Origin of the sequence: Pseudomonas sp. TREG-RG-20F-10-E-6-01, assembly GCF_022662455.1 — a bacterium.
Lineage (GTDB): Bacteria > Pseudomonadota > Gammaproteobacteria > Pseudomonadales > Pseudomonadaceae > Aquipseudomonas.
This window is the reverse complement of sequence record NZ_JAKNQP010000003.1, coordinates 770,634-792,910: the sequence shown is the minus strand read 5'-3', so window position 1 is coordinate 792,910 and position 22,277 is coordinate 770,634. Positions and strand designations below refer to the sequence as shown.

Annotated in this window: 25 protein-coding genes and 1 pseudogene; 12 read left to right on the top strand and 14 right to left on the bottom strand. The window is 57.9% G+C overall.

Going from position 1 to position 22,277, the window contains the following annotated elements:
* Positions 1–14: 14 nt before the first annotated feature.
* Complete coding sequence (locus L8K08_RS13860; protein ID WP_242197819.1) at positions 15–881, top strand: pirin family protein; 867 nt, start codon at positions 15–17, stop codon at positions 879–881.
* Positions 882–1,017: 136 nt separating this feature from the next.
* Positions 1,018–2,463, top strand: coding sequence for a mechanosensitive ion channel family protein (locus L8K08_RS13855; RefSeq protein ID WP_242197815.1), 1,446 nt, complete (start codon positions 1,018–1,020; stop codon positions 2,461–2,463).
* Between the two features lie 4 nt (positions 2,464–2,467).
* Here the strand turns inward: L8K08_RS13855 and L8K08_RS13850 are convergent, their stop codons facing one another.
* On the bottom strand, positions 2,468–2,905 hold the full coding sequence (locus L8K08_RS13850; RefSeq protein WP_119735419.1) for an Rrf2 family transcriptional regulator: 438 nt from the start codon (positions 2,903–2,905) through the stop codon (positions 2,468–2,470).
* 144 nt (positions 2,906–3,049) lie between these two features.
* Between L8K08_RS13850 and L8K08_RS13845 the strand changes: the two genes are divergently transcribed.
* Positions 3,050–3,934 carry an NAD(P)/FAD-dependent oxidoreductase gene (locus L8K08_RS13845; protein WP_242197813.1) on the top strand — a complete coding sequence of 295 codons (885 nt, stop codon included), beginning with the start codon at positions 3,050–3,052 and terminating at the stop codon, positions 3,932–3,934.
* Complete coding sequence (locus tag L8K08_RS30350; RefSeq protein ID WP_242197810.1) at positions 3,931–4,056, top strand: winged helix-turn-helix transcriptional regulator; 126 nt, start codon at positions 3,931–3,933, stop codon at positions 4,054–4,056. The genes L8K08_RS13845 and L8K08_RS30350 overlap by 4 nt, the downstream gene beginning before the upstream one ends.
* Before the next feature lie 45 nt (positions 4,057–4,101).
* On the opposite strand, the gene L8K08_RS13835 is transcribed toward L8K08_RS30350, so the two are convergent.
* Complete coding sequence (locus tag L8K08_RS13835) at positions 4,102–4,689, bottom strand: TetR/AcrR family transcriptional regulator (RefSeq protein WP_242197807.1); 588 nt, start codon at positions 4,687–4,689, stop codon at positions 4,102–4,104.
* A gap of 232 nt (positions 4,690–4,921) precedes the next feature.
* Between L8K08_RS13835 and L8K08_RS13830 the strand changes: the two genes are divergently transcribed.
* On the top strand, positions 4,922–5,509 hold the full coding sequence (locus tag L8K08_RS13830) for a LysE family translocator (protein WP_145165802.1): 588 nt from the start codon (positions 4,922–4,924) through the stop codon (positions 5,507–5,509).
* Here L8K08_RS13830 and L8K08_RS13825 read toward each other — a convergent pair.
* Positions 5,451–6,344, bottom strand: coding sequence for an AraC family transcriptional regulator (locus tag L8K08_RS13825; RefSeq protein ID WP_242197804.1), 894 nt, complete (start codon positions 6,342–6,344; stop codon positions 5,451–5,453). The genes L8K08_RS13830 and L8K08_RS13825 overlap by 59 nt on opposite strands.
* 154 nt (positions 6,345–6,498) lie before the next feature.
* Here L8K08_RS13825 and L8K08_RS13820 point away from each other — a divergent pair, with 154 nt between their 5' ends.
* On the top strand, positions 6,499–7,038 hold the full coding sequence (locus tag L8K08_RS13820) for a GNAT family N-acetyltransferase (RefSeq protein WP_178119754.1): 540 nt from the start codon (positions 6,499–6,501) through the stop codon (positions 7,036–7,038).
* Positions 7,039–7,041: 3 nt separating this feature from the next.
* Positions 7,042–7,539, top strand: coding sequence for a hypothetical protein (locus tag L8K08_RS13815; RefSeq protein ID WP_242197801.1), 498 nt, complete (start codon positions 7,042–7,044; stop codon positions 7,537–7,539).
* Here L8K08_RS13815 and L8K08_RS13810 read toward each other — a convergent pair.
* The 6 genes and pseudogenes from L8K08_RS13810 to L8K08_RS13785 all read right to left on the bottom strand — a co-directional run bounded on the left by L8K08_RS13810 (position 7,526) and on the right by L8K08_RS13785 (position 11,850).
* Positions 7,526–7,951, bottom strand: coding sequence for a GNAT family N-acetyltransferase (locus L8K08_RS13810; protein WP_242197798.1), 426 nt, complete (start codon positions 7,949–7,951; stop codon positions 7,526–7,528). The two genes, L8K08_RS13815 and L8K08_RS13810, sit on opposite strands and share 14 nt — an antisense overlap.
* 18 nt (positions 7,952–7,969) lie before the next feature.
* Positions 7,970–8,461 carry a GNAT family N-acetyltransferase gene (locus L8K08_RS13805; protein ID WP_242197795.1) on the bottom strand — a complete coding sequence of 164 codons (492 nt, stop codon included), beginning with the start codon at positions 8,459–8,461 and terminating at the stop codon, positions 7,970–7,972.
* Between the two features lie 276 nt (positions 8,462–8,737).
* Positions 8,738–9,031 carry a fructose-bisphosphate aldolase gene (locus L8K08_RS13800; RefSeq protein WP_242197792.1) on the bottom strand — a complete coding sequence of 98 codons (294 nt, stop codon included), beginning with the start codon at positions 9,029–9,031 and terminating at the stop codon, positions 8,738–8,740.
* Between the two features lie 681 nt (positions 9,032–9,712).
* Positions 9,713–10,690, bottom strand: coding sequence for a saccharopine dehydrogenase NADP-binding domain-containing protein (locus L8K08_RS13795; protein ID WP_242197789.1), 978 nt, complete (start codon positions 10,688–10,690; stop codon positions 9,713–9,715).
* On the bottom strand, positions 10,687–11,088 hold the full coding sequence (locus L8K08_RS13790; RefSeq protein WP_242197786.1) for a VOC family protein: 402 nt from the start codon (positions 11,086–11,088) through the stop codon (positions 10,687–10,689). Before L8K08_RS13790 ends, L8K08_RS13795 begins: the two co-directional genes overlap by 4 nt.
* A gap of 18 nt (positions 11,089–11,106) precedes the next feature.
* Positions 11,107–11,850, bottom strand: a pseudogene (locus tag L8K08_RS13785) (SDR family oxidoreductase).
* 138 nt (positions 11,851–11,988) lie between these two features.
* On the opposite strand from L8K08_RS13785, the gene L8K08_RS13780 reads away from it, so the two are divergent.
* Positions 11,989–12,885 (top strand): AraC family transcriptional regulator, encoded by an 897-nt coding sequence (locus L8K08_RS13780; protein WP_242197783.1) that lies wholly within the window; start codon positions 11,989–11,991, stop codon positions 12,883–12,885.
* 236 nt (positions 12,886–13,121) lie between these two features.
* Here the strand turns inward: L8K08_RS13780 and L8K08_RS13775 are convergent, their stop codons facing one another.
* Genes L8K08_RS13775 through L8K08_RS13765 form a run of 3 tightly spaced genes read right to left on the bottom strand, consistent with a single transcriptional unit; the run spans position 13,122 to position 15,897 of the window.
* Entirely contained in the window at positions 13,122–13,805 is a 684-nt protein-coding gene (locus L8K08_RS13775; protein ID WP_242197780.1) for an HAD hydrolase-like protein, read from the bottom strand.
* 31 nt (positions 13,806–13,836) lie between these two features.
* Positions 13,837–15,351 carry an MFS transporter gene (locus L8K08_RS13770; protein WP_242197777.1) on the bottom strand — a complete coding sequence of 505 codons (1,515 nt, stop codon included), beginning with the start codon at positions 15,349–15,351 and terminating at the stop codon, positions 13,837–13,839.
* 57 nt (positions 15,352–15,408) lie between these two features.
* Positions 15,409–15,897 (bottom strand): heme-binding protein, encoded by a 489-nt coding sequence (locus L8K08_RS13765; protein WP_242197774.1) that lies wholly within the window; start codon positions 15,895–15,897, stop codon positions 15,409–15,411.
* 111 nt (positions 15,898–16,008) lie between these two features.
* On the opposite strand from L8K08_RS13765, the gene L8K08_RS13760 reads away from it, so the two are divergent.
* The 4 genes from L8K08_RS13760 (at position 16,009) to L8K08_RS13745 (ending at position 20,057) form a co-directional block, all read left to right on the top strand.
* A complete protein-coding gene (locus L8K08_RS13760) occupies positions 16,009–16,932 on the top strand; it encodes a LysR substrate-binding domain-containing protein (protein ID WP_242197770.1) in 924 nt (307 codons plus the stop codon).
* 1,063 nt (positions 16,933–17,995) lie between these two features.
* Positions 17,996–18,691 carry a hypothetical protein gene (locus L8K08_RS13755; RefSeq protein ID WP_242197767.1) on the top strand — a complete coding sequence of 232 codons (696 nt, stop codon included), beginning with the start codon at positions 17,996–17,998 and terminating at the stop codon, positions 18,689–18,691.
* Between the two features lie 307 nt (positions 18,692–18,998).
* On the top strand, positions 18,999–19,331 hold the full coding sequence (locus tag L8K08_RS13750) for a hypothetical protein (RefSeq protein ID WP_242197764.1): 333 nt from the start codon (positions 18,999–19,001) through the stop codon (positions 19,329–19,331).
* Positions 19,332–19,652: 321 nt separating this feature from the next.
* On the top strand, positions 19,653–20,057 hold the full coding sequence (locus L8K08_RS13745; RefSeq protein WP_242197761.1) for a hypothetical protein: 405 nt from the start codon (positions 19,653–19,655) through the stop codon (positions 20,055–20,057).
* A 169-nt stretch (positions 20,058–20,226) separates the two neighbouring features.
* Here L8K08_RS13745 and L8K08_RS13740 read toward each other — a convergent pair whose 3' ends face one another.
* Together L8K08_RS13740 and L8K08_RS13735 are read right to left on the bottom strand one after the other, a co-directional pair.
* A complete protein-coding gene (locus tag L8K08_RS13740; protein ID WP_145165790.1) occupies positions 20,227–20,604 on the bottom strand; it encodes a response regulator in 378 nt (125 codons plus the stop codon).
* 23 nt (positions 20,605–20,627) lie between these two features.
* A complete protein-coding gene (locus L8K08_RS13735) occupies positions 20,628–22,067 on the bottom strand; it encodes an ATPase domain-containing protein (protein WP_242197758.1) in 1,440 nt (479 codons plus the stop codon).
* Positions 22,068–22,277: the final 210 nt, after the last annotated feature.

Below are 22,277 nucleotides of genomic sequence, written 5' to 3'. Positions count from 1 at the left end.
TTTGGAGGTACACCATGAAAAAAATCATCGGCATCTACACCAGCCCCCGCGCCCATTGGGTCGGTGACGGCTTTCCGGTGCGCACGCTGTTTTCCTACGACGCGATGGGCAAGCACATCAGCCCATTCCTGTTGCTGGACCACGCCGGCCCCGCCGATTTCAGCCCCACCGAACAACGTCGCGGTGTAGGCCAACACCCGCATCGCGGCTTTGAAACCGTGACCATCGTGTACGACGGCGAAGTCGAGCACCGTGATTCCACCGGCGCCGGCGGCACGATCGGTCCCGGCGATGTGCAGTGGATGACCGCCGCGCGAGGCATCATTCATGAAGAATTCCATTCCGAAGCCTTTGCCCGCAGCGGCGGGGCGCTGGAAATGGTGCAGCTGTGGGTCAACTTGCCGGCCAAGGACAAAATGGCCGACGCCGGTTACCAGACCATCGTCGACGGCGACATTCCGGTGCTGCCGTTGGCCAACGACGCCGGGCAATTGCGCCTGATCGCCGGTGAATTTTCCGGTACTCAAGGGCCGGCGCGTACGTTCACGCCGATAGACGTGTGGGACTTGCGGCTCAACGCCGGCAAAGCGGTCACGCTGGACCTGCACGCCGGGCGCAATACTGCGCTGGTGATCCTGCGTGACACCGTGCTGGTCAATGGCGAGGAAGTGGCACGCCAGGGGCAACTGGCGTTGTTCGAACGCGACGGTGATCAACTCACCCTGGAGTCCAATGACGATGCCAAGGTGTTGCTGCTCAGCGGTGAACCGATTGATGAACCCATCGTCGGCCATGGCCCGTTTGTGATGAACACCGAGCAGGAAATCCACCAGGCATTTGCCGACTACCAGTCCGGTCGTTTCGGGCAAATGCACGCCTGACTGCCCACCGCAAACCCTGTGGGAGCGGGCTTGCTGTGGCAAGCCCGCTCGCCACAGCAAGCCCTTCCCAATACATTTTGTTTGCTGCCTTCCCGATTCATGCGATCTTCTGAGCATTCGCCCTGGAGTCGCCTGGATGCCCTCATTTATCGCTGATCACCCGATGTTGTGCGCCGTGGCGCTGATCTTTATCGACATTGCCGTGTGGCGGCTGATTTCCGTCAACCTCGCCAACTGGAAGCTGGCGGCGCGGTTGGCAATCTTTGCCGTGTACAGCGCCGTGCTGTTCAACGACGGCATGAACCCCATGCAGCTCGCACCCTATACCGACAACACCGCCTTGCACCTGGCGGCTACTGCCTTGCAGATCGGCTGGTGGCTGTTCGCCGCACGGACCCTGACGGTATTGCTCGGTGCGGTGATGATGCAACGGGTCGGCCATGGCGGGCGCTTGCTGCAGGATTTGATGGGCGCGGTGATTTTCCTGATTGCGATCATCGCCGCCATGGCCTACGTGCTCGACCTGCCGGTCAAGGGCGTACTCGCCACCTCCGGCGCGGTGGCGATCATCGTCGGCCTGGCGTTGCAAAGCACCTTGAGCGACGTGTTTTCCGGGATCGTACTCAACACCACCAAGCCGTATCAGCTGGATGACTGGATCTCCATCGACGGCACCGAAGGCCGCGTCACCGATATCGACTGGCGTGCCACACGCCTGCAGACCTCCCAGGGCAGCATGGCGGTGATCCCCAATTCCCTGGCGGCCAAGGCCAAGATCATCAACTTCTCACGCCCCGCCGACATGTTTGGCCTGGCCGTCAGCCTGCAAGTCAGCCCGCATGCGCGCCCGCAAATCGTGATCGAGGCGCTCGAGCGCGCGATGCAAGGGTGCCGGCCGCTGCTGGCCAACCCCGCGCCGAGCGTGGCGTTCAAGACCTCCGCCAGTGGCGGCGTCGAGTACGAAATCAGCGGCTTTGTACCGGCCATGACCCTCAAGCGCGAAGTGCGCAACCAGCTTTACGATTTGGCTTTCAGGCACCTGCAGGCGGCGGGTGTAGGGTTGCTGTCCGCCACCGAAAGCGGCGCGCCGCCGGCGTTGTCCGGCGCACGCGCGTTGCTGGAGCGCTCGTCGATTTTCTCCACGCTGCGCCAGGAGGAGAAGGACACCTTCAGCCAGAACATGACGCTGCACACCTATCGCGCTGGCGAGATGATCCTGCCGGCGGGGGAGGTCAGCGATCATTTGTTTATCGTCGAGTCCGGTGTGGTCTCGGTGATGCTGATCAAGGGCGGTCACAAATTCGAAGCCGGGCGCATGGGGCCGGGCGAAGTGATTGGCGAGGCGGGGGTTCTGTCCGACCAGGCGACGCTGGCGGACTTTTCCGCCAAGACCTTCTGCACCCTGTACCGCATCGAGAAGGAATACCTCAAACCCTGCCTGGACGCGCGGCATGACATCAGCGAAGCGATGAAGGCGCTGCTGGATTTTCGCGTGCACGCAGCGCAGGCCATGACCCAGGAAGCGCCGGTGGTGCCGGTTAAAAAAGGCTTTTTGCAGTGGTTGCGCAATCGCGGCTTGTAAGCGCTCAGGGCGCCATCGCGACGCGGTAGCGCTGGTCAAAATCATCCGCCAACTGCGCCAGCGTTACATCACCCAAGCGCGCCATCAATAGCGCCTGCGCCTGGTCGAACGCGTCCGTCAGGGCCGCGTTTACGGCCTGTTCCACCAGGCACTGCGGGTGGTCGGTGGACAGGCCAATGGCGAATATCGACGGCGTGCCCAGCGCGTTGTGAATATCCAGCAAGGTGATGTCGCTCAAGGGTTTGCCCAGCGTCCAACCGCCCTGATGGCCTTTTTCCGAGCGCACATAGCCCTTTTCCTTGAGCAACCCCAAGGTGCGTCGCACCACCACCGGGTTGGTGCCGAGCATCTGCGCGATGGTTTCCGAGGTGGCGCGCTCTTCATGGCGGCCCATATGGATCAGCACATGCAGCATGCGCGAGAGGCGGGTGTCGTTTCTCATCAAATAATCCCCAGTCGAGTCGGCGCAAAGTATCGTTCGTAACCTGAAAAGTTGCGAGACGCTTGACGCGGTATTTTTACGTAACTTATGGTGTGTCGTGAAAGCGCACGGATAACCCTGTGCTCAACACACGAGGTCACGTTCATGGTGCACGACGTCATTATTGTGGGCGGCAGCTATGCCGGCCTGTCCGCGGGCCTGCAATTAGCGCGGGCGCGGCGCAAGGTGTTGATGATCGATGCCGGTCAGCGGCGCAATCGGTTTGCCGCCACCTCCCACGGTTTTCTCGGTCAGGACGGCCAGTCACCCGATGTCATCGCAGCCGAGGGCCGCAGCCAACTGATGGAGTACCCGACGGTCACCTGGGTGCAGGACAGCGTATTGACGGCCGTCGCGCAGCAGGGCGGTTTCAGTGTGCGCACCCAGTGCAATGGCGAGTTAAAGGCCAAACGCCTGATCCTCGCCACCGGCGTGGTCGACGAGCTACCCACCCTCGAAGGCCTGCAGGAACGCTGGGGCACACGCGTGTTTCATTGCCCTTACTGCCACGGTTATGAACTCGATCAAGGCCGCATCGGCGTATTGGCCACCTCGGCATTGGCGATGCATCACGCGCTGATGTTGCCGGATTGGGGCGCCACCACCTTGTTCACCAATGGCGTATTCACCCCGGATGCCGAGCAACAGGCGCAGCTGGATCGACGTGGCGTGATGGTGGAGCGCGCACAGGTTGCGCGCATCAGCGGCGAACGCGCCGATGTGGAACTGGCGGACGGGCGGGTCATTGCGCTGGACGGCCTATTCACCCAGTCGCGTACTCGAATCAGCCCGTTAGCCGAGCACCTGGCCTGCGAGTTGGTCGACGGCCCGACCGGGGCTTATGTGCACACCAACGACATGCGCCAGACCTCGGTGGCCGGCGTCTTCGCCTGTGGTGATGTCGCCCTGGCGGGCGGCTCCGTGGCGCTGGCGGTGGGCGAGGGCGTACGCGCCGGCGTCGGCGCGCACTTCTCGTTGATCAACGGGTGAGGTCGGCCGCGCTGTGGGTGGACAGCTGCGCGCGCAGTGAATATCAACTGACCGACAAAGGCCGCGCGCTGATGCCGGTGCTCGCCACGTTGGCCCAAGGGGGCGAGGCGTACCGAGCCTGAGCATGTCGGTACGCTGGGCGTTGACGACATCGTCGCGCAGGTGAGCTAGGCGGGTTGGCCATCCACCAGTTGCTGGAATAGGGGCGTCAGCAAGTCGATCAACACCTGCGGGTCGGCCTTGGCCAGTGGCGACAGCTCGAGCATCTGGCGCATCACCTGAACGCCTGACACCAGCGCCAACATCAACGCTGCACGCTCCTGGTGATGCGCGCCCTTGAGCGCGGCGGCCAGGGCGGCCTGGTGGCCATTTTCCAGGTGCTCGCGGCCAATCATGGCGGCGCGTTTGTTCGATGCCGACTGCAGCATGATCAGGAAACCTTCCAGCGGCGTGCTGCCGGCTTCGGTGATGCTGACCAGCGCAGTCGCCAGGGTACGACCGAAATTTGCCGAGCTCAGGTTGCCTTGCGTCAGGGGGTACGGGCTGGCCAACGCCTGAGCGATCACTTCCGCGAACAGCTGCTCCTTGGAGGCGAAGTAGCGGTTGACGAGCATCATGGTGACCCGCGCGCCGGCGGCGATGTCGCCCAGCCCGGTGCCATCGTAGCCGGATAGGGCAAACGCTTTGCGCGCAGACAACACAATGGCTTCGCGGGTGACGGCGGCATCGCGCCGGCGGGGAATGGGGTTGGGCATTAGCGTCCTGGTGGCGGGTCATTGTGGGCGCGCATTCCGCGCGCGTCGACAGGGTACAGGGTCTATTTGCTGTCGAGGAAGCCCAACAGTGCGGCATTGCACAACGCCGGGCCCTTCAGCGCGGGTAATGGATCAATGCATCCAAGGCTCAGGGGCATTTTGTTCAATACCGCGTTCAGTGGGTCGTTTACCGTGGTGCCATCTCCGCTTGGCATAACAAAAAGGAACCGCAATGAGCTTGATCCTCTCCATGGCCGCCTTCGCCCTGGCCACGTCCATTACACCGGGCCCCGTCAATGTGGTCGCGCTCAGCTCCGGCGCGCGCTTCGGCTTTGCCGCCAGCCAGAAACACGTGTTCGGCGCCGCCGTCGGCTTCACGCTGCTGCTGGTGCTGATCGGCCTGGGCCTGCATGAAGTGCTGGTGCGCTGGCCGATCCTGACCCAGTTGATCCAGTGGGGCGGTGTCGCGTTTTTGCTGTACATGGCCTGGAAGTTGGCGGTGGACGATGGCCGGCTCGACGCCGACGGCACCGCCACCGCGCCGTCGATGCTTTACGGCGCGATCATGCAATGGCTCAACCCCAAAGCCTGGCTGGCCTGCGTGGCAGGGATGGGGTTGTTTGTGGCGGACGGCGACGCGGGCCAAGTGTGGCTGTTCGCGGCGCTCTACCTGGTGATCTGCTACCTGTCGGTGGCGTGCTGGGCATACGCCGGGACGTTCTTGCGACGCTACCTGAGCAACCCGCAAGGCGTACGCCTGTTCAACCGCTCAATGGCCGCGTTGCTGGTGGCCAGTGTGGGTTATTTGCTGATGGCTTGAGCAAGTCGCGGTACTGCCCCGGCGTAGCAGCGAAATGCTGTTTGAACGCGCGCTGAAAATGCGCCTGGTCGGCAAACCCTGCCGCCAGCGCCACGTCAGCGATCAACTCGCCGTTGCGCAATTGCGTCCGGGCAAACTGGATACGCCGGTTGACCAGAAAGGCATGCGGCGTCAGCCCGTAATACTGTTTGAACGCACGGATCAGATACGACGGCGACAGCTCGGCCGCCAGGCAAATCTCTTCGAGCTTCAACGCCTCGGTGCAGTGCGCGCGGATGTACTCGGCGGCGCGCTCCAGCTTGTGGTTGATCTCCCGCACCGGCGTTAACGGAGGGTTCAAACGCTGTTGCACCTCGGTAAAAAAACTTACCAGCGCGCTCTGTTTTTGCAGCAGTTCGGCGTGCTCATCCAACAGCATTGCGTACAGCTCGATCAGACCGTTGAACAGCACCGGATCGCGGGTGTGGGGCGTGTTGAACGGCCGATAACCCTGATCGGTACTGAAACCCAGCTGGTATTGCAGGTCGGTCAGCCAAGGCGTGTCGAGGTAAATCATGTGATACGACCAAGGCTGGTCGTAGATCGGATTGCACGCATGCACATCGCCGGGGTTCATCAACACCACCGTGCCGGCGCTGATTTCAAACGTCTGCGCGCCGTAGTGGTAATAACTGCGCCCGGTGGTAATCGCACCGATGGAAAAATGCTCGTGGGCGTGACGGGTATAAGTGACCTTGCGCCCGTCGGCGATGGTCCGCGCTTCGATGAACGGCAAACGCTCATCACGCCAGAAGCGCGGCGCTTGCGCGGGGTCAGCGGAGGTGTTCAGCGACATGGCGGTGGCTCCATCCCTTGAGGAACGAAGGGCGATCATTACACAGACCGCCAGGGCCGTCAGCCTGGAAGTCCCATTGGCGTATGGAATACGCCGGCCGAGGTCCATTTATGCTAAAACCCTGCTCACGCCGTTTTCAGTCCTAGAGCCGCATATGACATCGTCTTCGCCCATCCAGATTCGCGCTGCCAGCCCCCAGGATGCCTTATGCATCGGCGTGCTGGGCATGCAGGTATTTCTCGACACCTACGCGACCGAAGGCATTCGCAGCGCCATCGCCACCGAAGCGCTGCAAGCCTTTGCGCCGGCTACCATCTCGCGGCTGATGACCGAACCCGGCTGCGCCCTGGTGGTGGCAGAAACCAACGGCCACCTCGTCGGTTTTGCTCAAGTCAAACTGCGCGCCGAGCACGCGATGCTTCCATCCTCCAACGTTGCCGAGCTACAACGCCTGTACATCCAGGAGCGCTTCACCGGCCGGGGTATCGGCTATCAACTGCTGCAAGCGGCCGAGCAACACGCGGCGCTGGCCGGGGCTTCACTGCTGTGGGCCACGGTGTGGGTCGGCAATGAACGGGCACTGGGTTTTTACCCGCGGCGCGGCTACGAACTGCTGGGCTCGCCGACCTATACGTTCCAGGGGGAAACCCACGAGAACCGGTTGTTTGGTAAAGCCCTGAGCGCAGGCGGGTGAATGATGAGCGAGGCTGAAGCCGCCTTGGGTGTTACCGTCGCCTACCTCAGGGGCGCCCTGGACATCGGCGTTATCGATGTGGCCGCGGTGATTCAATGGGCGGATGCGACATTGGCGACACTGCAGCACCCTCCGTATGCGCTGATAGAACTTGCGCTCATGACCAGGTCGAGTCGCGAGGCGGTCATGGGCCAGCTCCTGCAAGTCGCCGCGCCGGCCATGACCGAAGACGAAATGCTGCCTTATGTGCTGTCGGTTGCGCACAGCCGACTTCTCCGCGACCCCGCCTTCGGGCGACGCCTGGCCGAGGGCATCTATCGCCTATGGGTCCGGTCAGGCTACGACTTACCCGGCACCCTGCAGGCGTGCGGGTATTTTGATGATGCGTACAGCCTGGCGGATAGCGGGGTGCATGGGCATGCCGAAGCCATCGACCGCGAGCTACTCGAATTTACGCAACACTTTGCCGGCCTCGGTTGGCAAACCATCAAAGCGCCTTAGACAAAAACACCCGGCTGCTGCCCGCAGGCATGCACGGTACCTCGCCAAACCGCACCCACCCTTGCTTCTGGTAAAACGCCGGTGCCTGAAAACTCAGGGTGTACAGCACCGCACTCAAGCAACCCCGGCGCCGGGCTTCGTCTTCGAAGGCTCGCAGCAATTGGCTGCCCAAGCCCGAGCCGCGCAGGGAGTCGGGCAAGTGGAACAGGTCGAGGAAGGCCATGCCCAAAGAGGTTTTGCCGGTGATGCCGCCGAGGATCTGCCGGGTGTCCGGATCTCTGACCAGCACCGTCAGTGGCTGGCGGTCGTTGGCTCCGGTGATCGCTTCATTGAACGCGGCGAGACCGTTGCCGAGCAGGCGCTCGGCGTCGGGGTTGGGTTGATCGCTGATTTCAATACGCAAAGCAGTCATCACCGCAAACTCCCTTGGTCAGAGCGCCATCACCATCTCATGCCACGCCATCCCGCCATGGTCAGAAGGCGAAGGCTGCACATAGCTGTAACCCATGCGCGTGTACAACGGCACATGCTGCTCCTTGCACATCAAGTGAATCGTCTGCTTGCCCGTGGCCTGCATGCGCTGCACAAACTCGGTCATCAACCGCTTGGAATAGCCCTTGCCCTGCTGCGCCGGGTCAACCACCACCGACATGATCACCACATTCGGCGCCTCGGCCGAATGCCCCACCAACTCCTTGAACGCCTCGTTCGACATCACCACCTGATGGGCGCAGCCAGAGTTGATAAACCCCACCACCTCGCCATCCGCCTCCAGAATCAAAAAGCCTTCGGGGTACTGCGCAATGCGCGTAGCGATTTTCTCCAGGGTCGCGGCCTCATCGCCTTCGTAAGCGCTGATTTCGATTTCAAAGCAGCGCGCGGCATCGGCGGGAAGGGCGTTACGGAAGGTGAGGGCGGGCATCGGTATTTCCTGGGACGTTAAGCGAAAGGCCACATCATAAAGAAACATCAACTGCCTGACACGGATTGTGGCGAGCGGGCTTGCCCCGCGTTGGGCTGCGAAGCAACCCCAGTCAAAACAAACGCGGTACGCCAGGCAAATTGAGGGACTGGTTTCGGGGCTGCTGCGCAACCCAACGCGGGGCAAGCCCGCTCACCACAAAAAAACGTGGGCTTGAACCGACCGCCGAAAACCAGAAAACCCGCCGAAGCGGGTTTTCTCACAACTCACCTTTCATCAAGCCACAACAGGCACATCAAACCCCCGCTTCTCAATCACCGAAAACACATCTGCCACATCCTGCACCATGATCCTGGCGGTATTGGCGACGGTATTGATGTCGTGCTCGGCATAGTCGGACACATTGGAGCAGGCCATCAGGTGCAGGTAGGCGAGGGCGGCGTTGAGTCGTTCGCTGGCGCAAGCGTGGAGCTCGCTGAGCGGGGCGTCGCTGTCGATGAGGAGGACAGGGTATTCGGTTGCGGTCTGGGACATGGGGGTGAAGCGGCGGGGCGGGTGTTGATTAGTCATGGTAATAGTCCTTAAAAAAGAAAAATTGCCACCTTATGCTGCGAAACAAATGGGTGGCAGCTGTGCGCGGGTTCGCAGACCGGGGGACTATTACCATAACCCGGCAGACCCGAAGGCCTCCCACGCACAACCGCCATAAAACGAGAGGCAGACGTGAATCGACTGCGTCGGGTTTGACGGTACTGGTAATAGTTTTAGGGCTGCGAAACCCTGTCGCTGACCTGGGTCGACGACGGGCCGAACTATAATGCGCCACTGGTTAGGGCGCAACCCGGAGGATATGTCACACCTCGAGGCATCAATTTCACCCATCCATCATTTAGGAGATCTTGGCTGGATCACGAACGTGCTCGTCCATTTGCGTTCTATTTGGCCCGTCGTTTTCTTCGACGTTTGTCAGCAAGATTGCGCACATTATTGGCGGAACTGGCTGGTTGACTCCTGGCACAATCGGGCGCAAATAGCCGAGGATTCGTCAACGGTAACGTTAACGGCCGCAAACGGCCAGAAGCGGCCAGAAGCGGCCGGTCACCAATACGGTGGGGTATAAAAGCGCCTCGTAATTCAACCGAGCGTACTCACGGCTTTTTGGCCTGCCGTCTGCGTGCGATGCTGCGATATGTGGTCCGCACGGCCTCCGCTACAGAGCGTACAGCGGCCATTTGAATCGCCAACACCACGTTAGAAGTCGGTAATTACCGTCCCGGCAATGCTCTCGGCAAATCCATCTCCGAAGACCGTGGCCGGTGTCGCAAATCCCGGGCGCCGTTCACCGTTCAATACCCGGCGCGCAGCTTCCACCGCTGCCAATGGCGTATAGGAATAGCCGTTCACGGTTTCGATCGCAGACGTTGCGGTTACTCCATCAGCGTCTATGACCTCAACCACTGCGCGGGCGCGATGCGCATCCCGTTGCTCTGCCGTGGGTCCGTCAGGCAGTTGCGACAGATCACCTTCTGGAAACGCATCGCCCGCGATATGCACATACATCGCGATATTAGGAATGCCCGTCGAATGCCAGCCTGTGACCAGGTCACCGAAAGAAAGCGGCACGCAAAGGACCGGCCCCTGACCAAAGTCAAAGTCCCGTGGCGTCGCATCGGGCGCCATAACCAATTCGCCGTCCACCCTTGCGAGTAGGCCTGCACCGATGATCTCACTAACGCTCATGGCCGACCCACGGGACATTGATCCTGGGACCTGAAGTGCGATGCTCATTGCAAGCGGATTTTCAACGCGCCTAGCAACCTGCACCGCCAGCGAATCAGTGGGGACGACGTCCCAACCAACGCCTGGCAAAAGCATGACCTTATTGGCAGCGGCTTGAACGCCCAGTCTCTCAGCTAGCCGGTAAACGTTGATCTCGGCGGTGATGTCCAGATAGTCGACCCCAGACTTGATGCAGGCGTTCATCAATGACTCTGCTGTTTGCGCGAATGGCCCCGCGAAGTTTAGTAATACCGAGATGCCAGACAGATCAGTTTCGAGAACTGCGCCAGCATCGAACACTCGATATGGCACGTCCAACTGCGCTGCAAGGATCGCAAGCTGCTGCTTGCTGCGCCCTGCGATTTCAAAATTCAGATCAAGCGCTTTTGCCCGCTTGACCGCCATACGACCGGTGTAGCCCGTGGCTCCGTAGATCAGAAGTGCGCTCATTGGACGTGTTGCCATTTTTTATAGACGAATTCCAGGCTGTACCCATCCGGGTCCAGGACATTGGCTGCGTAGTAATCGGGGTCGTAGTGTAAGCGGGCGCCCGGCGCGCCATTATCGATGGCGCCCTGCGCTATGGCCGCGGCGTAGGCAGCATCAACTTCTACCTTGTTGTTCGCGACGAAACCAACGTGCACAGCCCGCCCTCCAGATACACCTTCACGCAACCAGAAAAACATTCGGCCATTGCTGCCAAAACCTTTCAGGTCTGGATGCCCCGGTGGGCCGTCCTTGCCGTCGTAGTCCAAACGCGCGGTGATGCCCAGCGGCTTCAGTACAGTATCATAGAAACTGATAGAGCGTGCGATGTCGCTTACCGACAAAAAAATATGATCAAGCATGGTGTACCCCCCGTATGTTCAGATGTTGTAGCCGCCGGCGACTTCAATAGTCTGGGCATTGATCCAAGTGCCCTCTTCGGACAGCAGCATGGCAATAACCCGCGCAACATCTTTGGGCTCACCCACCCTTCCAAGCGCTGTTTGCGCCGCCAGCATCGCTTCGAACTCGTCGTTCAGCCCGCCGCCCAGCTCAGTACGGATAGCACCCGGTGATACAGCATTGGCCCGTATGTACCGCTCACCAAACTCTTTGGCCATATAGCGGGTGAGCACTTCGAGCCCGCCCTTGAACGCGGCGTACGGTGCAACTCCGGCGGTGGCTACACGAGTAGTGGCGCTGGTCAGGTTGACGATACTGGCGCCTTCCGCCAGCAGCGGCAGCAATACCTGAGTGAGAAAAAACGGGCCTTTAAGATGCACTTTGAACAAGTCGTCGAACTGCGCCTCGCTGACGGAGGCCAACGGGTTGAACAAGCCATAGCCGGCGTTGTTGACCAGGCCACTCAGCGTTGTGGCATTCCACGTCTCCCGCAGAGCTACCACTACTGATTCGCGAAATGCCTCGAAACTGCCAACATCCGAGACATCGAGCTTTAGCGCTATGGCTTTCCCACCTGCGTCTTTGATGTGCTCCACAACCGAAGCCGCCGCCTGGGGGTTGGCGTTATAGGTCAGGATGACGCCCATACCTTATTTGGCAATATGCTCGGCGGCACTGGCACCGATTCCGCGGCTGCCGCCTGTGATCACGATGACGCCCATGTCTGTTTCCTCTGTGGTTGGAATGTGCGTCCAGAGTAATAATCAGCGCCTAGGGGGTCATATCCGTTCCTACTCTAAACATGCCTGTTTCTGCTTTTTGCTTGCACGAGGAGTCGTTATACCTTCAGCATGCTAATCATGGACAACCAACTCAAAGAACTTAGATCACTGGCGGCCGGTGCTGAAAACCGCCGAACCGAAACAGGCATCCCGCGCGTAGCCATGGTTCAGGGCAAGATCCCCGAGCACCTGCTCGCGGCGGTCTATGACCCTATGATCAATCTGATTCTGCAAGGCAGCAAAAGCATGACGGTGGGTAACCGCACGCTTAGATATGATCCTGCGACCTACTTTGTCATGTCCATCGACCTACCAGCCGTGGGTTCAGTACATCCCGCCGCATCAGGCGAGCCGTATCTGGCAGTCAGTCTGACGCTTGATCCGGCAGTCCTGTCGACCTTATTCGGCGACTTGCCCAAACCTGCCGTCCGCATGGAAAATAATCCCGGCTTTTCGGTGGCCTCAGTTACGACCGAGCTGATGGACGCTTGGATACGAATGCTCCGACTGATGGGCGATCCAGATGCCATCGCAGCTTTGGCCCCGGTTTACGAGCGGGAGATCATCTTCCGCGTCCTACAGGGACCGCATGGGTGGATGCTCAGAGAGATCGCAGCGCCTGATACCGCAATGGCCCGCGTTAACATGGCTATTCAATGGATTCGCCGCGACTTTGCCAAGCCCATCGGCGTAGAACGCTTGGCAGAACGAGCATCGATGAGCGTCTCGGCATTTCATCGCCATTTCAAGGCTGTTACCAATTTGAGCCCCTTGCAGTATCAGAAGCGCGTGCGCTTGCTCCAGGCGCGAACACTGATGGTGGCAAATGCCAAGAGCGTCATGGCTGCGGCCTTCGAGGTTGGCTACGAAAGCGCCACGCAATTCAGTCGCGATTATGCTCGGGTGTTCGGGCTACCCCCTGCAAAAGATGCGGGGCGGATCCTCGGGGATACGAGAGACGTCAGGGTGACGTGAGCACTCAACTGAACCCTTCCGCGCAGTGCCGCACGGAGTCAATTGAAGCCAAATCAGTGAGCGGCAATTCTGGGACGAATATCGATGACGGAGTACTGTACCTGATCCACCCTTGTCCTCTCCTGAGGAGGAGGAATCCACCATGAACACCATTGGAAAACCTCTGACCTTGTTACCTGCTAAGAACCCGGAATTTGGTAGACCGACGAGGATGGGAGTCGATCCTTAGCTGCCGCTCAGTGGCCAGGCAAGCCAACGATGTCGAGAATATCTCTGAATTCTGTGAGATTAAGGGCTTTGCAATCGTCAGGCAGAGATCCATAGCCCCAACGGGCAAAAGCAAACGGTATTCCGTATCCGCGTGCGGCTTCAAAATCGTTCCTATTGTCTCCGATCATTATCTTGGGGAGCTTTCGGTAATCGGCCCGCGCTACCAATGCACCCAGGTGTCTGGGGTCAGGCTTCTTAAAGGACACGGTATCCCCGCCACAGACCACATCCATAAATTTCAACAGGTTGGTTTGCTTGAGAATATCGATGGCAATCGATTCGTCCTTATTCGTACAGACAGATATTTGCCACCCCGCTTCTCGCAACGCGCTAAGGGTTTCAATTACCCCTTCATAAGGTTTTGTCATCGGATGGTCAGTGTGTTCGTAACGCGAGATGAAGGTATCAATCGCTTCTTCCATGTCATTTATTCCACGCAAGTAGAACGCTCGCCTGGCAAATGACCGCATTCCGTCACCGAGGAATAATGAAGTTGTTGCGACCAAAATTGGCTCAAGATTCCGCTCGATCAGAATTGCGTTCAGCTGCGCTGTCATGTCGTCCGCAGAGTCAACGAGAGTACCGTCAAGGTCAAAAATAATCGCATCGGCCTGAATCGGGTGTGCAATTTTCAGTTCATTTATCGACATATATCTTTACTCACGTTTTGCAGGGCTGTGACTAGATGGCAGGGCTCTGGCTATGGCCTTTTTTGCTACGCATCAGCACATACACCGCACCGGATGCGAGTAGCGAGAACACAGCGGCAATCACAAATGCGCCCGCGAATCCCTGGCTGTAACTCTGCTGAGCGAGCCCATTCAGCGTTTTGGTTAAGTCGTGGGGATACATTGCGATAGCACGTTCGAAGTCGCCTGCCATCACGTATTCGGAAAATCCGGGTTTAGCAGACACTCCCGCGTCTATCAGCCTGCTTTCGATCGCCAATTTCACTCCGCTGGCGAGTACCGCTCCCAGCCCGGCGAAACCCAGCAATATGCCGGTAAATCTGGATGTGGTGCTGATGCCGGATGCCATTCCGGCGCGACTCCGAGGAACTGTGCCCATGATCGCCTTCTGGGTTTCGCCATTCAGCAATCCTCCACCAGTTCCCAAAATAGCCATGCCGGAAATCAGCAATAGTTCTCCCTGCTGAATGGCGGCGAACATCAGAATAAGGTTACCCAGTGCAACGATTAAGAGGCCAAGTGCCAGGATGCCCGCGCTCTCAAGGTAAGGCGAAAGTCGCCTACCTACTTGGGGGAAAATCAGCATCGCAATGGCAAATGGAAGCATGGCGATACCCGCTTGGAGTACTCCGTTGCCACGGCCATTTTGTAGAAAGAGCGGTAACAGCGATGCCATGACTTGAGCAGATGAGGCATAGGCTAGCATCGCGAGTACTGCGCCAACGAAGGGCCTGGCTGTGAACAATTCGAGATCAAGCATTGGGTGGGTGCGGCGTTTTTCGACCCAGACAAAGACTGCGAAAAACAGCAGGCCCCCGATCATGCTCACGAGGACAGGGATACTGGACCAGCCATGACTGGGACCGGCTATGAGTGCCCATGTGGCACTGAACATCCCTAGCGCGAAAAGCGCAATTCCCGGGATGTCCAGAGTTCTCGGAATGGGGTCACGAGATTCATCCACCAGCGTCACGACCGCTGCCGCCAGCAATAAGCAGACTGGGATGTTGATATAGAAAGCCCAGCGCCACCCAAGTGAACTACTGATCACTCCACCAATGAGCGGCGAGACAACCATTGTGAGTCCCATGATGCCGCCCCATATCGCCCATGCGTGGCTGCGCGCTTTTTCATCGTGAAAAGTGTGTCCGATGATGGCTAGGGCAGGAGCAAGCAGGAAAGCGGCTCCGACTCCCTGTACCGCTCGCGCCAGATAAAGGCCTGACGCTGAAGGCGCCAAACCACAGGCCAGAGAAGAGACTGCAAAGAGCGCTATTCCGAACAGAAAGACGCGTCGTCGGCCATACCGGTCAGCGATGGAGCCAGCCGGAAGCAGGAGGGCAGCGAAGCAGAGCACGTAGGTGCTTATGACCCACTCGACCTCTGCAAACGATGCCTGAAGATCCCTGGCAATGGTTGGCAAAACAATGCCTACGACGTTCGTATCTAGAACTGTCATGGCACAGCCCGCCGACGCGACAACCAGTATGGCCGCTTCTTTTCTCATGGAATGACAGTCTCTTCTGATAGTGGGAGCGGTAACTGCACTTTTTGAAACGGCCGTTTATTTGAATGCAGCTAGCCCGGCTTGAGCGATCTCTTCATCGTGCTGTGGTGTGTCCGCAGATACCCCTACAGCCCCAACGGTGTGTCCGTTGATGATGATCGGAAAACCACCACGCATCAGCACAAAGCCTTGGGCGGTGATGACGGCAGGTCGGGTGCCGTTGACGGCATCTTCTAGCGCGCCGCTGGGACGTCGGAACAGAGCGGCTGTACGAGCTTTTCCGGGAGCCAGTTCTACACCCGCTGGGACAGCGGCGTTGTCCATTCGAGCGAGGAGAATAGGCAAACCAGCACTATCGACGACTGCGATCACGCACGGCCAACCAGCCTTTTGCGCTTGTGTTTGCGCTGCTGTGAGGATCTGTTGAGCGGCGGCAAGCGTCAGAACTGGCTGGCTAGGCAAATCCGATGCTGCTGCTGGCAGAGAGAGCAGAGCAAGCGCTCCAGAAAGAGCCAAGGCAGTCGCGATGTGAGGAAGGCGGAACATGGTGAACTCCTAATGTAGTGAGTCCAATGATTGGAACAGGGGAAATAATTCAGTACAACAAAGCTTGATGGCTTTATAATTCAGAAAAACTGAATACTAGGTTCCGCTGCCATGGACATTCGCCATCTCCGCTCTTTCGTAACAGTGGCGGAAAATTTACATTTTTCACGCTCGGCCGAGCAACTGGGCGTTTCTGCCCCAACTCTCACTGCGCAGATTCAGGAAGTGGAGAGCTTGTTAGAAGCTCGGCTTTTTAATAGAACAAAGCGATCTGTCGCTTTGACGCCAGCTGGGGAAGCGTTTCTGACAGAAGCCCGCGCTACTCTCGAACAATTCGAGAGAGCTGTTAACGTGGGCCAACGTGCAGGCCGAGGCCAGGTTGGCCGAGTGGAAATCGGATACGTGGGTTCAGCCGCCTTTTTTGGGGTACTCCAGGACCAGATCCAGCGCTTTCGCAATCAGTGGCCAGACGTCATGGTGAACACCAAGGAACTCCCTACCGAGCAGCTCACGGCACTTCTCGAGGACGGTCGGATTGACGTGGCCTTTGTACGGATGCCGGTGCATTTGCCCGACGCAATCTCCAGCCGTATTTTGGCCCGAGACCGATTCTGCGTTGCTTTGCCAGCGGACCATATCCTGGCAAAGGCAGTTGATGACATTCGCCCGAGTGCGCTTGCTGGCGAGTTGTTTGTGCTACCTGAACAAGGGTTAGGGTTGCGTGAAGTGGCCAAGCGCGGGAGATTCGATCCATACATTGGTTCGGCTCCCGGAAGTCTGGTCGCAGTGCTGACACAGGTGGCACTGGGTGTTGGTATAGCAGTCATTCCCAGCGTTCTGATTCAAACTGTTCAACTGCCAAATGTGGTCTTTAGGGAGATAGCTGGGCCTCCCATTTTTTCAGAGGTGGGAGCTTTGTTTCGCCGCCATGAGAGGCTACCGATTGTGTGCAACCTGATTAGCCAGATCCTTGAGACCGATGAACGCGTGTGGAACGGCGATCCTCTGCGGAGGGCACAGAAAGAAATGCTCTGAAGGTTAAATTTCCCGTGGGCCATATGGCGAGATGGTTACTCCTCCAGGGGCTCCTCCACTGGATCAGTACAGGAGACACCAATCAGCGTGTCCTCATTCTCATCCAGCCCCTCAACCAAGGCATTGCCCAAACCTCTGCTTGCACCGGCCAAGAGCGTTTAAGCGCGGGTTATGCGCTTACCAGTACAAGGGGCACTGGTAGGCCAGTGTAGGGGGCATTGGTTACCGCAGCCATTAAAAAAGGCCCCCACACCGGGCTAACGTGTAGGAGCCTTTTGAACATAAGCGGCGTTATGTCGACCTAGGCAATACCAAATTTTTTACTCGCTCAAAATTTCACGGAGGCGCTTCTCAAGCGCCCCTCTGAACAAGATTCGTAGATTGTCTGCATCAAGATTGGAAATAGTCTCCTCAAGTTGAAGCTTAAAAATCAGGTCATGCGTGCGAATCTCACGCCTCCGTGCTTGAAGTGTGGTGGGCGCGCACGCAATCCCGGCGAGTAAATGAGCCGACACGCTATTCGCGTGATGAACATCGCCCCTGGCAACAGACATCAATTCTTACCCTCGGTCTCAAAACGTTGAAGACATGCTTACGAATCTGCGCTCATCTCTAGGGAGTAGTGGGCCTAACACTAAGTTCATAAAGGAACGAAGTGCACCCGTCTTGCGAGTAAAAAACGCACCCAAAATACGCGCCAGTTCCATGGTGGTCCCATGGGGCTATTTTTTGGACGCAAAAAAACCACAAACCATCTATTTTCTATATAAAAATCATGGGATTGCGTTTTAAGAATATGGCAATGAAGAAGAAATTCGAACCCTCAACAAGTCAAGAATCTACCGTATGCCACTCAGCGTCCACGCAATGACTGCTTTTGGCCGCAAGCTGCCAATCGCGAACGGCAGCCATCGCCAAAACCGGACCTTGCCCCACTTGCTAAGAGAACGCTCAACTCGTCCAAGCGTGCTCACAAACTGCACAGGCATCCACTCGCTCACACTGCTAATCTGCGGCCTTTACGCTTGTCACGTGAGTCGCAAAAAGGACGGTTTACATCGCCATGGACATTCAACTTATCAAGCAACGTCTGGCCCGCCCTGCGGTGAAGTTCGTTGCTGGCGGCTTTCGTCCCTCTGGCACCGATGAAGAAAGCTGGCTGGGCAATGTCTTTCTGTTCCGACCTGATGAAGGCGTGCCGACCAACCAGGCGGGGCAGCCATTGCTCCCCTATGCGCAATTTTTTCTGCCCGCCATGCCCTTCAGCAGCCCGCTGCTGGAAGGGGTTCGTGTGTTGACGGTGTTTATGTCTAATCCGCTTCCCGAGCCCTTTGAGCCGATGGGGAACAACTGGGTTATCCGTGAATATGCGGCGGATGATGTGTTGGTTCGCAAGGCGCTGCGGGTGGACGGTTCATTTCTCAAACCCTTCCCACTCAAAGCACAAGCGGTGCCGGAGGACTTTCCACTGTGGGATGGCGGCGGTGTGCCGGCCGACCTTGAGCAAGCCATACTTACGCTGGTACGCGCGGGCGAGGTACCCAGCTATTACGACCTGGTCACCCACACCTACGAACACAAGATCGGCGGTTACCCCTCGTTCTGCCAGTCGGGTGTTGACCCGGGTGAAGGCTTCGAGTTTGTGTTCCAGATTTCGTCCGACGCGAAGATCAATCTGAACGTCGTCCACAGCGGGAGCCTGATGTTCTGGAAGCACATCGAAACCGGTGAGTGGGCACTTTATTATGATTTTTACTAAGGCTTTGCGAGCCCTCGATGACTGACTACCGTGGATTGATTCTTGACGACACCCGTGAAGGCGCCTCCGAGGATGCCATCTCGCAACTGGAGGCGCTGCTCGGTGCGCGCCTGCCGGACGATTACCGGCAGTTTCTCAAGGTGTGCAACGGCGGCACCGTGGATTACGACGTGCTGGCCACTATGAGTAATGGCGATAAGGAGTTGCTGAGCTTTTCGCTGTATGGGCTGCAGCCCGGCGAAGGCTATGAATCCAACCCTTATGAACTGGAGCAACTGCGCAAGCAACCTGGCTTCCGGCTACGGGGGTGTTGCCGATCGGCCGCGATGGCGGTGCGAGCCTGTTGCTGCTTGACCTGCGCGAGGGGCGTCAGGAGGTGGGCGCGATGGTCGCGGGTTTACCTGCATGGACGGGGCGCCGCCAGCAAGGCGATGAGTACGTGGTGTTGGCGGACGGCTTCAATGCCTACCTGGACATGCTGCACCTGTCGCAGGAACGGATTGCCGAGCATATCAATCACTTCGTCATCAGCGCGGATACGATCGAGGCGACATTGGCGTGGCTGGATCAAGGCAGCCCGGGTTGGCGCGAGCGCTATCGGGACGTCTGGAATGCACGGGTTGTGGACAGGCCGATCTGATACAAGCGTGCGGGCGCTTTGAATCCTCTATCAAGGCGTTGCGCATGGGGCTTCTTGAAGAAAGTTTTTCAGCGCGGCCTGATGATTGCCGGTATCGAACAGGGCAAATGGAATTACCGTGATAGGTGAAAATGTCGTCGAGCTTATTGAACAGGTTTATTACCTGCAGATGCCCTGATGGTTGATGAGTGTGAAGTCAAACTTGAACAGTTCGGGCGCGGTTCACGCCCTGAACGCACGGGGTTGCTATCGAGCGCCAACACTACCGAACGGGCCAACTATTTTTCTGGCCATCACGGACATCTATAACAGTGAGGCGGTATGAATAATCAACTCGCCATTTTGATCAGCGACTACCAGGCAAGTGTCGGCGTCGCGGTGGCCATGATGCAGCGGTTTGGCATCCCGCTGCCCGCGACGAATGTGGATTGGGTGGTAAATAATATTCCTCAGCACGGCGAGCTTGAAGGCGGCGTCCGTTACTTCAAGCACGGCTACGGCTGCGCGGTCAGCCTCCCCACCGGTACGGTGGACTTCGACTTTGGGGCCCACGGTGAGATCGATGGTTTCGACGTGTGGCGACTTGCTGATTTTGCCGGCGACAAGTTGTCGGCGTACGGTTTTGCTGATGAGGATGCACTCAAAACGTGCTTTGACGCAGAGGTGGCGGCCGGTGCTCTTATGTATTGCGGGTACATCCTTTACTACTTGGCGGATGCCACCTGACAACTCATGTCGACACAGTTCATTTTAAGTTCTCAGACAAAGCGTCGCAGACTTCACCTGGCCTGCCGCGGGTCGTTCTACGCCGCTCATAACCTTGCAGTGCGATGGTCAGCTTCAGTTAAAGGCAACTGGGCGGGCAAATACGTTCAATGCCCACCCACGTCATGCCTCACAGAACGACTGATTGATCAGAGGACAACAGCTTCCTGACTTCGGCAATGATCAAATCGATATTGAAGGGCTTTGGCAACACAACATCAAACAAGTCCGATCGCTGCATGCCAATGTGCGCCTGAGCGCCGCTCATCAAAATGATCGGTAAATGATTAGCTGAAGGAAGGGCGCGGACAGCGGTGGCGAACTCCTGGCCGTCCATCACCGGCATCATGAAGTCGGTAATGATCAGGGCAGGGCGTTCTCTGTCCAGCACCTCGAGTGCTTTTCGACCGTTGCTGGCCGTTACCACCATGAACCCCTCATCCTCCAGCGCGAAGCTGAGAATATCAGCGATCAAATACTCGTCGTCGACGACCAGAATGGTGGTCATGTTAGTTCAACCCACTCGAAAGCTTAAGAAATTGAACCAGGTGATGACTCAGTGATAACTGAAGGTTCATGTCTTGAAGCCTTTCTCAGAAAAACATTTTGATCTTGGATGACGACCTCAAATCGCGAGGGGTCATAAGCGCTATCTCGTACCTTAAGAATGGATAACGTCCTGCTTAGTTCAGCCCGATTCTCAGAGAACCGCATCAGCATCAGGTTATCGACGATGCTGGACAGGTCAGAGCTCGGTGCGCTGACTTCGGAGCCAAACAGATCGCGCATTTCCCAGGAAGCAAATACCGTCACGCCCCTGGACCGCAGCTCGTTCATCAGGGCGCTGAAGAAGTCAGTAATCCGCGCCGGATTTGTCGAGACTCGCGTCATGCCACTGAGGCTATCGATGAACAGGCGCTTGATGCCCTTTTCCTCAACGATGCTCAGCAGTCGTGCGCCCAGCCCATCCAGCAGGCCTTCGGTGGTTGGCTGCCAGGCAATGCTCAGCGCGCCGCTGTCTTCCATGGCTTTGATATCGATACCCAGTGACTGGCCTTTGAGCCGCAACCGTTGTGGGCTCTCGTAGAAGCCAAAATGCAGCCCTGGCATATCCACCGTCGACTCGGACAGAAACTTCAGACCCAGCGTCGTTTTACCAATCCCGGAGGGCCCGATGACAAGAGACACACTGGAACTGTAAAGGCCTCCGCCCAAAATGCCATCCAGTGAATCAACGCCACTGGCGATGCGCGTCATGTCGGCGCTGTCGGGGGCGGACGGGTGGCTGTAAAGACTTTCGAGGCGGGGATAAACCACCAAGCCATGCTCGGTAATTTCGCACTCATGAAGACCGGTCATTGCTCCGCTGCCACGGGTTTTACGCAGGTGGATACGACGCGCCGAGCGAGTGCCATACAGCTCTTCGCCCATCTCGATGACGCCATCCACCATGGTGTGCTCAGGGCTTCCGTCATCAAGTCGGGAGCTGGTCAGAAACAGCACCGTGCAACCGGCGAAGGCGGCGTGCCCTTGCAATTCTGAAATGAATTTTTTGGTGTCTATGGGCGAGTCGGCTTTAGAGCGCGCGTTGAGCAGCCCGTCTACTACCATCACCGTGGCTTTCTGGCGGCTTATCTCACGCCGAAGCAGCTTGACGACTTCATCCAGACCGTCGTTTTCCAGCGTGTCGAAGGCGCTGACAAATTGAATTTCGGCACCGACTTTGGATGAATCAAAAAAGCTCAACGTAGAAAGAAATTGAAAAAGACGGTCATGTGACTCTGCCAGCAGCGTGGCGACCAGAACCCGGCCCCCATTGTTCGCGTGATGGAACCCAAGCTGATTGGCAAGGATAGTTTTTCCAGACCCTGGGCGTCCTTGAATAATATATGAAGCACCCTCGACCAATCCGCCCTTGAGCAGAGCATCGAGCCCTTCTATTCCGCTTTGAAGGCGTTTTAGCTTTTCCACAATGCGACCCTGATCCGAAAAACAATCTGTTTAAACCAAGCTGATGGAGGGAATGCTACTCCATTTCGGCTCGGGAGCCATTAGGGTTAAATGGAAAGTTGTCGCGCCAGTCGCCGTTGTTATGTCGAAAGAACCCCTCACGAGTGGCAACTTATGGCCCAAAGCAGACTAAGCAGCCGGCTGCGTTTCAGCGGCGTTGCCAGACTGAAC